Source organism: Salinigranum rubrum (assembly GCF_002906575.1).
Lineage (GTDB): Archaea > Halobacteriota > Halobacteria > Halobacteriales > Haloferacaceae > Salinigranum > Salinigranum rubrum.
This window is the reverse complement of the sequence record NZ_CP026309.1, coordinates 2,067,868-2,080,959: the sequence shown is the minus strand read 5'-3', so window position 1 is coordinate 2,080,959 and position 13,092 is coordinate 2,067,868. Positions and strand designations below refer to the sequence as shown.

12 protein-coding genes are annotated in these 13,092 nt (G+C 68.6%); 7 read left to right on the top strand and 5 right to left on the bottom strand.

Features of this window, described 5'->3' with window-relative positions:
• Positions 1–117: 117 nt before the first annotated feature.
• Together dph2 and C2R22_RS10165 are read left to right on the top strand one after the other, a co-directional pair.
• Complete coding sequence (gene dph2, locus C2R22_RS10170; RefSeq protein ID WP_103425654.1) at positions 118–1,149, top strand: diphthamide biosynthesis enzyme Dph2; 1,032 nt, start codon at positions 118–120, stop codon at positions 1,147–1,149.
• A gap of 29 nt (positions 1,150–1,178) precedes the next feature.
• Complete coding sequence (locus C2R22_RS10165; RefSeq protein ID WP_103425653.1) at positions 1,179–1,565, top strand: TrmO family methyltransferase domain-containing protein; 387 nt, start codon at positions 1,179–1,181, stop codon at positions 1,563–1,565.
• Between the two features lie 5 nt (positions 1,566–1,570).
• On the opposite strand, the gene C2R22_RS10160 is transcribed toward C2R22_RS10165, so the two are convergent.
• The 5 genes from C2R22_RS10160 to C2R22_RS10140 form a co-directional block, all read right to left on the bottom strand.
• On the bottom strand, positions 1,571–3,577 hold the full coding sequence (locus tag C2R22_RS10160; protein ID WP_103425652.1) for a hypothetical protein: 2,007 nt from the start codon (positions 3,575–3,577) through the stop codon (positions 1,571–1,573).
• A gap of 260 nt (positions 3,578–3,837) precedes the next feature.
• Positions 3,838–4,311: a TIGR00725 family protein gene (locus C2R22_RS10155; protein ID WP_103427639.1), complete on the bottom strand. Its 474-nt coding sequence runs from the start codon at positions 4,309–4,311 to the stop codon at positions 3,838–3,840.
• 386 nt (positions 4,312–4,697) lie between these two features.
• Positions 4,698–5,462: an amino acid ABC transporter ATP-binding protein gene (locus tag C2R22_RS10150; RefSeq protein WP_103425651.1), complete on the bottom strand. Its 765-nt coding sequence runs from the start codon at positions 5,460–5,462 to the stop codon at positions 4,698–4,700.
• Positions 5,459–6,181: an ABC transporter permease gene (locus C2R22_RS10145; protein WP_103425650.1), complete on the bottom strand. Its 723-nt coding sequence runs from the start codon at positions 6,179–6,181 to the stop codon at positions 5,459–5,461. Before C2R22_RS10145 ends, C2R22_RS10150 begins: the two co-directional genes overlap by 4 nt.
• Positions 6,178–7,116: a substrate-binding domain-containing protein gene (locus tag C2R22_RS10140; protein WP_103425649.1), complete on the bottom strand. Its 939-nt coding sequence runs from the start codon at positions 7,114–7,116 to the stop codon at positions 6,178–6,180. Before C2R22_RS10140 ends, C2R22_RS10145 begins: the two co-directional genes overlap by 4 nt.
• Before the next feature lie 214 nt (positions 7,117–7,330).
• On the opposite strand from C2R22_RS10140, the gene C2R22_RS10135 reads away from it, so the two are divergent.
• The 5 genes from C2R22_RS10135 (at position 7,331) to C2R22_RS10115 (ending at position 13,091) form a co-directional block, all read left to right on the top strand.
• Positions 7,331–8,029: a TOBE domain-containing protein gene (locus C2R22_RS10135; RefSeq protein ID WP_103425648.1), complete on the top strand. Its 699-nt coding sequence runs from the start codon at positions 7,331–7,333 to the stop codon at positions 8,027–8,029.
• A gap of 76 nt (positions 8,030–8,105) precedes the next feature.
• Positions 8,106–8,939, top strand: a complete 834-nt coding sequence (locus C2R22_RS10130; RefSeq protein WP_103425647.1) for an MBL fold metallo-hydrolase — start codon at positions 8,106–8,108, stop codon at positions 8,937–8,939.
• 135 nt (positions 8,940–9,074) lie between these two features.
• The gene (locus C2R22_RS10125; protein ID WP_103425646.1) at positions 9,075–11,003 is read left to right on the top strand and encodes a hypothetical protein; all 1,929 of its coding nucleotides are present in this window, start codon (positions 9,075–9,077) and stop codon (positions 11,001–11,003) included.
• A gap of 98 nt (positions 11,004–11,101) precedes the next feature.
• Positions 11,102–11,998 (top strand): hypothetical protein, encoded by an 897-nt coding sequence (locus tag C2R22_RS10120; RefSeq protein ID WP_103425645.1) that lies wholly within the window; start codon positions 11,102–11,104, stop codon positions 11,996–11,998.
• 82 nt (positions 11,999–12,080) lie between these two features.
• On the top strand, positions 12,081–13,091 hold the full coding sequence (locus C2R22_RS10115) for an NADP-dependent oxidoreductase (protein ID WP_103425644.1): 1,011 nt from the start codon (positions 12,081–12,083) through the stop codon (positions 13,089–13,091).
• Position 13,092: the final 1 nt, after the last annotated feature.

Genomic DNA, 13,092 nt, shown 5'->3' with positions numbered 1-13,092 from the left:
AGTGTGGAGGCGACGCACGACGGGCGACCCCCGGCGAGTCGGTCGGTGAGGGTCGAGACCGTCGACCGCGTGACGCGAAACGCCGACGTTAAACGAGTCGACACGCAATAGCTCACAATGAGCAACGACGCCTACTCCGAGGGTGACCTCCGAAAGACGGGGATGGCCCTGAAGCACGACCGGGAGTGGGACTACGAACTCGACCGCATCGTCGACGCCATCGAGGAGCGCGACGCGACGACGGTCGGGCTCCAGTTCCCCGAGGGTCTCAAACGGCGCGCCCCGGCTGTCGCCGACGACCTCCGCGCGCTCACGGAGGACGTGACGTTCATGATATCGGGACAGCCCTGCTACGGTGCCTGCGACCTCGACACCTTCTTGATGCGCCGGTCGGACGTGTTCGTCCACTTCGGCCACTCGCCGATGAAGGAATCGGAGAAGATCATCTACGTACCCCTCTTCTCGAACGTCGATCCCTTCCCCATCCTCGAAGACGCGGTCGACGAACTCCAAGAGGGGGAAGTCGGCCTCGTCACCACCGCCCAGCACATGAACCGCTTCGGCGAGATGGTCGACTGGCTCGAAGAGCGGGGCTACGAGGTCCAGACGCGGAGAGGCGACGAACGGCTCACCCACGAGGGGCAGGTGCTCGGCTGTAACTACGCCTCCGCCGACCTCCCGGCCGACCAGGTGCTGTACGTCGGCGGCGGGAAGTTCCACCCGCTGGGGCTGGCGATGGAGCATCCCGAGAAGACCGTCGTCATCGCCGACCCGGTCAACAACGTCGTGACCATCGCCGACACGGAGAAGTTCATGAAACAGCGCTTCGGGGCCGTCCACCGCGCGATGGACGCGCGGACGTGGGGCGTCATCTTCTGTACGAAGATCGGACAGGGCCGGTGGGAACAGGCCGAGAAGATCCTCTCGGAGAACGACGACGCCTATCTCGTGACGATGGACGAGGTCACCCCGGACCGCCTCCGCAACTTCGACTTCGACGCGTTCGTCAACACCGGCTGTCCGCGCATCACGACCGACGACGGCCCGCGCTTCCACAAGCCGATGCTCACCCCCGGCGAGTACGAGATCGCCGTCGGGAACAAACCCCTCGAAGAGCTCTCGTTCGACACCTTCCACGGCACCTGGTGACTTTTGTCCTCCCGCGACACAGCGGGCGTATGCAGTGTGAGCCTATCGGCACGGTGTCGACGCCGTTCGAAACGACCAGCGACGCCCCCTCACAGGGGTTCCACGAGGACAGCGCGGGCGTCGTCCACGTCGACGAGGCGTACGCCGCGGGCCTCTCGGGATTCGACGCCGAGTCGGTCGTCGTCGTGTGGTGGGCCGACCGCGCCGACCGCTCGGTGCTGACGCTCGACCGCGACCCCTCCCGAGGTGTCTTCACCTCGCGGTCGCCCGCGCGGCCGAACCCGGTCTGTCTCACGGAGTGTCGCGTCGTCGACGTCGACCTCGACGCTCGACGTCTTTCGGTTCGAGGCGTCGACATGGCGGACGGATCGCCGGTGATCGACCTGAAGGCCTCGCTCCGCGAACGGGTCGACTGAGAGCCTCAGTCACGGCGACGCCACGCGAGCGCCGACAGGACGCACACGGCGAGGACAACCGTGAGAGGCGTGAATCCGGGGAACTGCGTCGACGTCGACGCCGCCGTCGGCGTTCCCTCTTCGGGTTCGACGACGGTGACGGTGGCCGTCTCGTCGTCGACCCGCGCGGTGTACGTTCCGGGGTTCGCGAACTCGAAGGCGAACTGGACGCTGGCGGTACTCTCCGCGGGCACGGTGACGTCCTGAGTCTTGACGAGCTGGCCCTCCAGTTCGAGTTCGACCGGGTGCGTGTCCGAGACCGTCTGCGGGTTCCGCACCGTCACTACGACGACGGCCTGCACGTTCGTCGAGATGCGGCTCGGCTCGAAGGAGACGTCGGTCACGACTGTCCCCGCGGGGGTGCGGGTCGACGCCTGAGTCGCCGTCGCAGCGGCCTCGGGTGTCGGCGTGGCGGTTGCCGTCGCCGAGGCGGCGGACGCGTCCGTGGTATCGTCGTCAACGAGGCTCGCGCCGCTCCCGCCCCCGCCACTGCTCCCCGCGCCTCCGCCGCCCCCGCCGCTACTTCCGTCGTCACCGTCGTCCTCCTCGTCGCTCACGTCGACCGCGTCGTTATCGCTGTCGTCGTCGTTGTCGCCGTCATCGCCGTCATCACCGTCGTCGTCCTCGTCGTCATTGGGTGCTGGTGCGCCGCCTCCACCGCCGCCTCCGCCGCCGTCACTGTCGTCCGAGTCGTCCAGTTCCGGAGTGGGTGACGGTGTGGCAGACGGCGTGGGAGTCGGTTCGACCACGACGTCGTGGGTGTACCGAAGGTCGACCGCTGGGGCCGGCGCGTCGTCCGACAGGGCCGACTCGTCGAGGTCGACAGCGACCGTGTTCGTCCCCTCTCGGACCCACGACGGGTCAGGTGTGAACGAGACCGTCTCCCCGTCGGCGAGCGTCCGGGAGGCGTTCAGCCGGTTCCCGTTCACCGAGACCGAAGGGTTCACCGACCCGGTTCGCTCCGTGTACGCCAGCGACCACTCGATCGTGTTGTCACCGGTGTAGTTCACGGTCAGTTCCGTCGCGTTCGTCGAGAGGTCGAGGGGCTGGGTCTTCGACGTCTCGTCGGTCCCGAAGCTCCCGAACGACACGTTCGTCCCGTCGTCGGCCGTCACGGAGACGTCTCTCGGTCCAGCGGAGACCACCTCTAGCGGGAGCGGCTTGGACAGGAGGTTTCCACTCCACGACGCCCGTGTCTGGCTGTCCCACTGCCGGCTGTCGACCGACGTCTCGAACGACGAGTTGATCGGCTCGACCGTGACGAACTCGACGGTGATCGTCGAACTGTTGGTGGCGTACTCGTCAATGTCGATGGTCTGCCACCCCTCGCGGTTCGGAACTTCCCAACCCTCTCTGACTAGCGTCCCTTCACCGTACGTTCTGTCGGGTCCCTCCTCGACGATGTAGACGTCCACCACCGCGCCGGACCCACCGCTCGTGCTGTGGTACGTACGGACCGAACCGATGGTCGACGGGGGCTGGGTGATGCGTATCTCGGAGTCCCATCGACCGTAGAGGCCGACCGTCTCGTCGCCCCCGCCGAACTCACTCGACACCGTTCGGGTCTCCGCCGTCAGGGTCAGTTCGGGCTCCCCGCCCGCCGGTCCCGTGGGCTCCATCGTCCCCGCGATGGAGACGGGAAGGGCCTCGCCGTCGCTCGTGACGGTCCCGCTGTCGACGTCGTCCTCGCGCGTCACGGAGCCGGTCAACTCGACGCTGAAGTTCTCGATTCGGTCGTACGCGCCGAGTTCGTACTCGAAGCTCGACCCGTCCGTCACGTTCGTCTCGACGAGTGAGACGGTCGAATTAGTCGACGCCTCCTGCTGCTGTGCCGTCGTCGCTGCGCCGGCCGTCTCCGTCTCGTTCGCGGGTGTCGCTGTCGTCGCCGCACCGACGGGTCCGGACGCGACGGGGGCGAACAGGAGTGCCAGCACGAGTCCGACGACGGCGAGGACGTGACGGGTTCGGTTCATGAGCGTATCGTGCCGTCGTGACGCAGCGGACGCATCCACGACAGCCCGTGTGCTCCTTCGGTGTCGCTTCGGAACCAAAACATGTTCTGACCTACACGGATATGTCACGAACCCGTGAACGAATGTGTCTGACGGCTGTCAGACGTGTGGCTGACATCGGGCTCTCGAGGGCCGCCCGCGACCGGTTGAAAGGGTCGGTTCGTGGGGGTGTGTAGCCCGCGCGCGCAATCCGCGACTCGCGCGCGCCGCTCACGACCGGGCTACGGTTCGCGTCCCCCGCGTCCCTCCCGTCCGCTCGACGCCTGCTCGACGTAGTCGACCGCTTCGGCGGGTGTCTCGCAGGCGTGGACACCGTCGACCGCGTGCGTCCCGAGCCCCGCGACGGGCCTGCCGAAGACGAACGCGAACCCGATCTCGGAGAGCGTTCCGCCGCTGCCGGCGACGGCCACGACCGCGTCGCCGTTCATCACGACGAGCGCGTTGCGCGCGTGACCCATCCCCGTTGCGACCGCCGTCTCGACGAAGTCGTTCGCCTCTTCGACCCGCTCGCCGGGCAGGATGCCGAGGGTGTGTCCGTCGGCACTGACGGCGCCCTCACACACGGCCCGCATGACGCCGCCGAGACCGCCACAGACGACGGTGTGGCCGCGTCCGGCCAGTCGGCGGCCGAGCGCCCGCGCGACCTCCTCGGTCGCGGCGTCGACGTCGCTCCCGCCGACGACGCTCACGCGCATCGGTGTCCGTCCCCAGCGGTCGCTATCGGTGTTCTCGCGGTCTTCGACGGCGGCTCTCCCCCCGTTGTCGATGTCGGTCGCACGCCTCCCCGGACGTGCCGCCCGCACTTGAGTCAGGCGGGCCGCGGCGCCACGTCGTCGTCGACGCCGACACCGAGCGTCCGCAGGGCTTCGGACATCTGTCCGAAGTGTGCCGTCCGACGCTGCTCGGATGGCATGGTGTTTCCTATATATCGGCTGAGAGTAAATATCTTTCTCCCAGAACGTCCACACGAACGTCGTCGTGACGACCCGAGCGGCGGCGAGAGCGGCGGGAACGACCCGGTCGGCCTCGTGCCGACGGTCGACGAGCGGTCCGGGTGACCCGTCGCGTCCCTCGCCCGGTCTCAGTAGACCAGTTCCCCGGAGATGAACTTGCGCGTCCGTTCGTCCGTCGGGTCCTCGAAGACCGTCTCGGTGGCTCCGACCTCACTGAAGCCGTCGCCCAGGAGGACGCCGACTCGGTCGGCGATGCGTTCGGCCTGGTGCATGTCGTGCGTGGCGACGACGACGCCGATGTCGCGGTCGCGTGCCTCCGAAACGGCCTCCTCGATCAGTCCCGTGTTGCGCGGGTCGAGGTCCGACGTCGGTTCGTCGAGCAGGAGGTAGGTCGGCTCGTACGCGAGCGCGCGGGCGAACGAGACGCGCTGTGCCTCGCCGCCCGAGAGCGAGCGGGCCTCCTGCCCGAGTTTGTCGTCGAGGCCGACGACGTCGAGCGCCTCCGCAACCGCCTCGGGCGTCCCGTTCGACCCGAGAACCGACCACAGTTGGTCGGAGAGCCGTTCGCCCCAGGACTGCCGCACCCGCAGTCCGTACTCGACGTTCCGAGCGACCGTGGCGTCGAACAGGCTTGCCTCCTGAAACACCATCCCGATCCGCCGACGGAGCGCCAGTCGGCGGCTCTCGTCGGCGGCCCACACGTCCTCGCCGTCCAGTTCGACCGTGCCCTCGCTCGGCCGGAGGAACAGCGCGAAGACCCGAAGCAGCGTCGTCTTCCCGACGCCCGAGGGGCCGATGACGGCGACCACCTCGCCGGGTTCGACCGAAAGGGAAACGTCCCTGAGGACGGGCTCGTCGCCGAACGTGAGGGAAACGTCGGAGAGCCGGATCATCGGTTCATCGCCCCCGTGTCGCCGATGCGAACGACGATGGCGTTGACCGTCAGCACGAGCGCGACCAACACCGCCCCGAGCACCATCGCGGTCTCGTACTGCCCCTGCCGGGCTTCGAGCTGAATCGCCGTCGTCAACGTCCGCGTCTTCGAGATTCCGTCCGACCCCGTGATGTTCCCGCCGACGATGAGGACGGAGCCGACCTCGCTGATGGCGCGGCCGAACCCGGCCAGGATCGCCGTCGCGATGCCGTAGCGCGCCTCCTTGATGACGACCAGCGCCACGTCGAGGCGCGTCCCGCCGAGGACGTGTGCGGCGTCGTGGACGTTCTCGTTCACGCTGGTGATCGCGGCGAGGCTGATCGCCGTGATGGGCGGCGTCGCGAGCACGAACTGTGAGATGATCATCGCCTCCTTGGTGAAGATGAGCTCCAGCGGCCCGAGCGGCCCCTGATTGGAGACGGCAAAGAGCACGAGCAGGCCGACGACGACGCTCGGAAAGCCCATCCCCGTGTTGATGACCGACTTCACGAACTGCTTGCCGGGGAACTCGGTGAAACCCATCGCGATGGCGACCGGGATGCTGAACAGCGTGCTCAGGGTGACGGCGAGGACGCTCACGTACAGCGAGACGTAGATGATACTCGAGACGTACCCCTCCCGGAACGGGAGGTCGACCACGACCGGCAGCTGTGTGACCGCTTCGAGCGACACGCTCACTCGTCGGAGGAGTCGCTACTCCACCCCTGCGGGACGTACTGCTGGAAGTCTGGGTTCTCCGAGACCGCCTCGGGGAAGAACAGCTGTTCCCCGTTGACCTGGTAGCTCGAAATCGCGTCCTGCGCACCAGGACTGGTGATCCAGCCGATGTACGCCATCGCGAGGTCGTAGTTCGCGTTGTCGTGGACGCCGGGGTTGACGGCCATGATACCGTACGGGTTCGCGAGGATCTCCGGACCGCCCTCGATGGGGCCCTGCACGAGGATGACGAGGTCGATCTCCGACCGCTGGGAGATGAACGTTCCCCGGTCCGAGAGGGTGTACGCGCCCTGCTGGTTGGCGACGTTCAGCGCCTCGCCCATCCCCGTTCCGGTCTCTTGGTACCAGTCGCCGCCGGGGTCGGTCCCCGCGGCCTCCCAGAGGTTGAGTTCCTTGGTGTGGGTGCCCGAGTTGTCTCCGCGAGAGACGAACGTCGCCTCCGACTCGGCGATGGCGGTGAGCGCCTCGGTCGCCGAGCCCATGCCTTCGATCCCCGCCGGGTCGCTCTCGGGTCCGACGATGACGAAGTCGTTGAACATGAGGTCGCGGCGGTTGACGCCGTAGCCGTTCCGCATGAACTCGTTCTCGAGCCCGCGGGCGTGGACCATCACCACGTCCGAGTCCCCGTTGCGAGCCGACTCGAGGGCCGCACCCGTCCCCTGTGCGACCGCGTCGACGGTCACGCCGTACATCTCCTCGAAGTCCGGGTGAATCTCGTCGAGCAGCCCCGTGTCGTACGTGCTCGTCGTCGTCGTGAGCGTCAGCGTCTCGCCGGCCACGCCCGCCTGTTGCTGTTGTTGCTGCTGTCCCGTTCCGTCGTTCCCTGTACAGCCAGCCAGGCTCGCGACCACCCCGACACCGACCGCCTTGATGAAGCCCCGACGTTGTATCGTCATAGATATATCGACTGGGCGCCCCGTAAAGTACGTTACGCTGTCACCGCGTCACGCCGTCGTACCGGAGGCTCATCGAGCGGGCGCCGAAGCGCGACGTCGTCGCGAGGGACGTCCACAGCGGCCAGTCGATGCGAGGGCCGAACGTCGTGTCCGTCCGCGCAGCGGACGCCGGCGGCCGCGATAGCTTTATTCGACGCCGCTCTCCCTCTCGGGTGTGGAGGGAATCCCGGACGCCACAGTCCGCATCGAATCCGGTGACGTCGCCTTCGACGCCCGCGACGCCGCACTGCTCAGAGCCGTCGACGACCACGGGTCGCTGAACGCCGCGGCGGATGCGCTCGGACGGTCGTTCGCCCACGCCCAGCGGCGCGTGGTCGAACTGGAGGAGGTGTTCGGCTCGCTGGTCGAACGGCGGCGCGGCGGCGCCGGTGGTGGCGGGAGCGAACTCACCGAGCGCGCGCGGGACCTGCTCGCGCGGTTCGACCGCCTCGGCGCCGAGTTCGCCGGCGTCGCCGACGCCACGCTTTCGGTGTTCCCCGGGAGGGTCGTCGCGGTGGACGGCGAACTCGCGACGGTCGAGGCGGCGCCCGGGCGCGTGCTGACGCTCGTGCCGAGCGGTGTCGAGGAGGGAGCGGACGTCGAGGTGTCCGTCCGCGCCGACGCGGTGACCATCGAACTCCCCGATGAAGCGCCTGCGCCCGACGCGACCAGCGCCCGGAACCGGTTCGAGGGGCGGGTGTCGGAGGTCGTCAGAGGCGAGTCGATCGGACGCGTCGTCGTCGATGTCGGCACCGAGACGCCGCTGTGGGCGCTCCTCACCATCGACAGCCTCGACCGGATGGCGCTCGACGAGGGCGCGCAGGTCGTCGTCTCGTTCAAGGCGACAGCGACGCGGGCGCTCTCGCGTTCGTGACTCGCGTTCGGGAGTGGAGTTCGGGAGTGAGAACACATCCACAACGCTTAGACCGGCCCCCGTCGAACGTGCTCGCATGTCGACATCCGACTGGAGCGACTGGCTTCCCCGCGCCGTCGCGGACGCGGAGCCCGACACCGTCGCCGTCTGGTACCTCGGCTGTAACGGCTTCTTCCTGAAAGGACACGAGGGGACGACGCTCGCCATCGACCCGTACGTCGGTCTCGGCGACCCACCGCGGACCGTTCGGATGGTTCCGGTGCCGTTCGACCCCGACGACGTCGAGGAGATGGACGCGCTGCTGGCGACGCACGAACACACCGACCACGTCCACGGGCCGAGCCAGGCGCCGATTCTGGCCAACACGGGGGCGACGCTCTTCGGACCGGACGACGCCATCGCCGTCGCCCGCGAGGAGGAGGCGTGGGCCGACGACTGGGACGTCGCCGCCGACCAGTTCTCGGAGGTCGAAGAGGGCGACACGTTCGAGGTGGGCGAGTTCACCGTCCACGTCGAACCCTCCAACGACCCCGACTCGACGCACCCGGTGACGTACGTCGTCGAACACGCGAGCGGGACGTTCTTCCACGGCGGCGACACCAAGCCCGCCGAGGAGTTCTCCGACATCGGCGAGCGGTACGACATCGACCTCGGCGTGTTGGCGTTCGGTGCCGAGGGCAACATCCCGGACAAGGAGACGGGCGAACCCGTCCACACCAAGTGGTACGCGAACGAGAACGAACTCGTCCGCGCGGCGAAGGACCTCCGGCTCACCCGCTGTCTCCCCTCTCACTGGGACATGTGGAAGGGAATGACGGCGGACCCGACCGTCCTCCACCACCACGCGGCCTCCTTCGCGTACCCCGAGCGGCTCGAAATCGTCGAAATCGGCGACCGCGTCGACCTCTGATTCGGCACCCACCCACGAAGGCGTCGAAACGGCGTCGCAGAACGCCCGGGCGGGAACGTTCTCGGCGCGTTGAAATTCTCTCGTTTGATAGAGGCCCCCACGCATTTTATGTAAGCGCTAGCGGTACCCCTTGCCATGAGTTCCGACCCCAGCGTCGAGGGGGCACGTTCGATCACGGAGGGGGCGGTGACGGTGACGAAGTCGTTCGAGGCCGACGAGTTCCCCGTTCCCGCAGTCAAGTTCGTAATCGAATCGGACGCCTCCGAGCCCGTGAGCATCAGACTGGTCGACTCCATCCCGGAGTCGTTCCCGATGGAGAACGTCGGCTTCCACCCCGACTTCGAGAAGGACAACTGGACCGCGTACAAGAGCCACCGCGTCGAGTACGACCGCACGCTCGACCCCGGCGAGTCGGCGACGACGGTGTACGGCATCCGACTCGACGACACGGGCTTGACGCCCGACGCGTTCCTGGCCGACCCGTCCCTGTCTATCCTGGACGCCGAGGACGTCGGTTCGGCCGACGACGCCATCGGCGACGTCCTCGGCGAGGACTCGAACCAACTCGTCCGTGACGTCCTCTCGGGCGAACGCGACGCGCTGCCCGGCCTGGGAGCCGACGACGGCGTCGACGCCCCCGACCTCACGGCGGACACGTCCGGCGGCGGCGACCCCCATCCCGAGGACGTCACGCTGGAACTGGACGACGACGCGGACGCGGTCGAAGCCGAGAGCGAGGGCGACGACGCGGCCGAATCGCCACGACCCGACGCGTTCGACGACTCGGGCGAGTCCGCGACCGAACCCGCCGGCCACGCCGTCGTCGCGGCGGTCGATGCGAGCGGGGCCGACGACGACGACGCGGCGGAAGACGGGGACAGCGTCACGCCGCAGGAGGACCTCGAACTCGAACTCAACCTGGACGAGCACGAGGAGGAGCCGGCGGTCGAGGAGGTGCCGGAAACGGACGCGGACGTGTCTGTCGACGCCGAGGAGCGCGAGGCGCCGAGCGGTCCGCGCGTGACCGCCGGAAGCGTCCTCGCGGCGCTCGCGACGGAGCTCCAACGCGAGGACGCCGACCCCGACGACGTGGACGCGCTCAGGGACGCGCTCGGCGCGAGCGCGGGGGAGAGCGACACGGGAGTTCCCCGGAGCGTCGACCTCCGCATCAAGCGGCTCCAGAATCAAGTAGAGGACCTCGCGGCGTACTCGACGGGGCTGGAAGCGTTCCTCGACGAGGAGGGAACCGCAGAGGAGCTCATCGAGGGCTTCCGCGCGGACGTCGCTGACCTCACCGAGGAGCTCGACGAGCTGTCGGCGGACGTCGCCGACGCTGAGGACGACCGCGGCCGCCTCCACGAGGACGTGGGCGACCTCCGGTCGGAGCTGTCCGGACTGGACGACCAGCTCGAAGCCGTCGAGGACCGCGTCGAGGGGGCGACCGAGCGGCTGGACGGGGTCGACGACCGGTTCGACGCCCTCGACGACCGCCTCGACGCCGTCGACGACAGGTTCGACGAGACCGCAGGGCGGCTGGAGGCCGTCGACGACCGGCTCGGAGAGACGACCGACCGCCTCGACGAGACGGCCGAGCGACTCGACGGCGTCGAGAGCCGATTCGACGCGGTCGACGAGCGACTCGACGAGGTGGCCGACCGGGCCGAGAGCGCCGACGACACCGCCGAGCGGCTCGACGACGAGATGGGCGAGGTGCGCGAGGAACTCGCGGAACTCGACGGCGACATCGCCGACGCGCGCGAGGCGCTCGAAACGGAGATGGAAGCGCTCCGCGAAACCGTCGAAGAGGAGGCCGCACCGGTGCGCGAGGACGTCTCGGCGCTCCGAGAGGACGTCGCGGACCTCGACGACACCGTCGAGGAGTTCCGAGCGTTCCGCGACCGGCTGAGCAACGCGCTCGGGCCGATGGTCGGTGGAAGCGCGGGCGCCGCCGCCGGTGCGGGGGGCGAAGCGACCGCGGAGGACGTCGAGGACGAGATGGACGCGGGAGACGGTGCGGACGCGGACGAGCACGCGGACGACGGCGACGAGGAAGAGAACGCCTAGTCTGTGGCTCGTTAGCCTGTGGAACGTTTTCGTAGCGCATAATCGAGCGACAGCGGCGAAGCGCAACCGGTTTATGACCGCTCGTCCACACTCAGACAATGACTCTGACGGTCCGCGTCGCCGTCCCGCGCAAGGGACGGCCGCTCGAGGCGGTGCTGGAACGCCTCGCGACGAACGTCGGCGTCGACGACCTGGCCGACGAAATCTCCTCGACGCTCCGGTACGAGAAGAGCGTCACCAAGGGACGGACCGACCCCGAACACGACGTGTACGAACGGCTGGCAGAGTACAGCGACCTCTCCGACCCGACGCGGCCGGAGTTCACCCTCCTGCGTGACGACCGCGACGGGATGCCGCGGCGGGTCGTCTTCGACTCCGTCGAGGTCGACGCCGGCGACGTCCGCCTCCACCTCGTGGGGCGCGAGGAACCGTTCCGCGCGCTCCGGACCCACGAGTTCGCGCTCGGCTTCGACAGCGCCGACCTCGTCTTAGAGGAGGTCGTCTCCCTCGACGAGGAGGGCATCGCGGACCTCGCGGACGTGAACGCGCGTATCGACCCGATGGAGTCCGACGTCCGGGTCGTCTCCGGCCTCGGCGACACGGTGTACCACACGCTGATGGCGACGCCCGAGACCCTGCCCCCGAAGGCCGACCTCGACCGAGACTTCGTCCGCGGCTACGAGGGACCGCTCTGTATCTCCCCCCGGTACGAACGTCTGGTCGAGGCCGTCCTCGGGACGGGCGTCCTCGACGGCGTCGACTTCGTCTACCCAACGGAGTCGGCGGAGGAGGAGGCCGCCATCGCCGAGGCGGGCCTCGGCGTCTACCTCACGGTTACGGGGTCGACCGCCCGCGAACACGGACTCGTCCTCGGCGACCACCTCTTCCCCAGCGAGACGGTCCTGATGGAGAACCGGGCCGAGACGACCACTGCGGAGGACGAGGCGAAGGAACTGCTCTCCGCACCGACCGACGAGACGCGGTTAGTCGTCTGACGGGTCGACTGGGGAAAAAGCGGTACCCGCTCCGAACCGCCGGAGGCGAAAGGCCCTCACTTCCCAGTCCCGTGGCTGGTGTATGGCCGACGACTCTGAGAACCGCGTGTGGACGCTCGCGCAGCGACCGACCGGAACGCCCGACGACGACTGCTTCGAACTGGAGACGCGCACGATTCCGACCCCTGCCGCCGGCGAAGCGCTCGTCCGGGCGCGCTATCTCTCCGTCGACCCGTACATGCGCGGCCGGATGCGCGCGGGCGAGTCGTACGCGGAGCCGTGGGAGGTCGGCGCGCCGCTCCAGGGCGGTGTCGTCGGCGAAGTCGCCGAACCGAACGGGACCGCGTTCGAGACCGGCGACCTCGTCGTCGGCAATCTGGCGTGGGCGGACTACGCCGCCGCCCCGGCCCACGAACTGACTCCCGTCGACGTTGGCGACCTGCCGGTCTCGACGGCGCTCGGCGCCCTCGGCATGCCGGGACGGACCGCCTACTTCGGCACGCGGGAGGTCGCAAAGCCACAACCGGGCGATACGATGGTGGTGAGCGCCGCCGCGGGCGCGGTTGGCTCCGTCGTCGGGCAACTGGCGAAGATGGCCGGCGCGCGCGTCGTCGGCACCGCCGGCTCCGAGGAGAAGGTCGAGTGGCTCCATGACCTGGGGTTCGACGCGGCAATCAACTACCGCGCACAGGACGACTACGACGCCGCGCTCGCCGACGTCGCGCCCGAGGGCGTCGACGTCTACTTCGACAACGTCGGTGGACCGATCACCGACGCCGTCTTCGACCACCTGAACACCGACGCCCGCGTCGCCGTCTGCGGGCAGATAGCGCTCTACAACGCCGAGGAACGACCCACTGGCCCCCGAAAGCTCGGGAAACTCGTCGAGACGCGAGCGCGCGTCGAGGGCTTTCTCGTCAGCGACTTCTCGGCCCGGTTCGAGGCGGCGACCGCGGACCTCCGCCGATGGGTGACGGACGGCGACCTCTCGTACCGCGAGACGGTGACGGAGGGCCTCGAACGGGCACCCGAGGCGTTCCTGGGGCTGTTCGAGGGCGAGAACGTCGGCAAGCAGGTCGTGAAGGTCTCGTAAG

What these genes read in the sequence shown, in the direction of transcription:
- C2R22_RS10165 (WP_103425653.1), top strand. Translation starts at nt 1,179, where the DNA reads ATGCAGTGTGAGCCTATCGGCACGGTGTCGACGCCGTTCGAAACGACC.
- C2R22_RS10130 (WP_103425647.1), top strand. Translation starts at nt 8,106, where the DNA reads ATGTCGACATCCGACTGGAGCGACTGGCTTCCCCGCGCCGTCGCGGAC.
- C2R22_RS10115 (WP_103425644.1), top strand. Translation starts at nt 12,081, where the DNA reads ATGGCCGACGACTCTGAGAACCGCGTGTGGACGCTCGCGCAGCGACCG.
- dph2 (WP_103425654.1), top strand. Translation starts at nt 118, where the DNA reads ATGAGCAACGACGCCTACTCCGAGGGTGACCTCCGAAAGACGGGGATG.
- C2R22_RS10155 (WP_103427639.1), bottom strand. Translation starts at nt 4,311, where the DNA reads ATGCGCGTGAGCGTCGTCGGCGGGAGCGACGTCGACGCCGCGACCGAG.
- C2R22_RS10160 (WP_103425652.1), bottom strand. Translation starts at nt 3,577, where the DNA reads ATGAACCGAACCCGTCACGTCCTCGCCGTCGTCGGACTCGTGCTGGCA.
- C2R22_RS10140 (WP_103425649.1), bottom strand. Translation starts at nt 7,116, where the DNA reads ATGACGATACAACGTCGGGGCTTCATCAAGGCGGTCGGTGTCGGGGTG.
- C2R22_RS10120 (WP_103425645.1), top strand. Translation starts at nt 11,102, where the DNA reads ATGACTCTGACGGTCCGCGTCGCCGTCCCGCGCAAGGGACGGCCGCTC.
- C2R22_RS10125 (WP_103425646.1), top strand. Translation starts at nt 9,075, where the DNA reads ATGAGTTCCGACCCCAGCGTCGAGGGGGCACGTTCGATCACGGAGGGG.
- C2R22_RS10150 (WP_103425651.1), bottom strand. Translation starts at nt 5,462, where the DNA reads ATGATCCGGCTCTCCGACGTTTCCCTCACGTTCGGCGACGAGCCCGTC.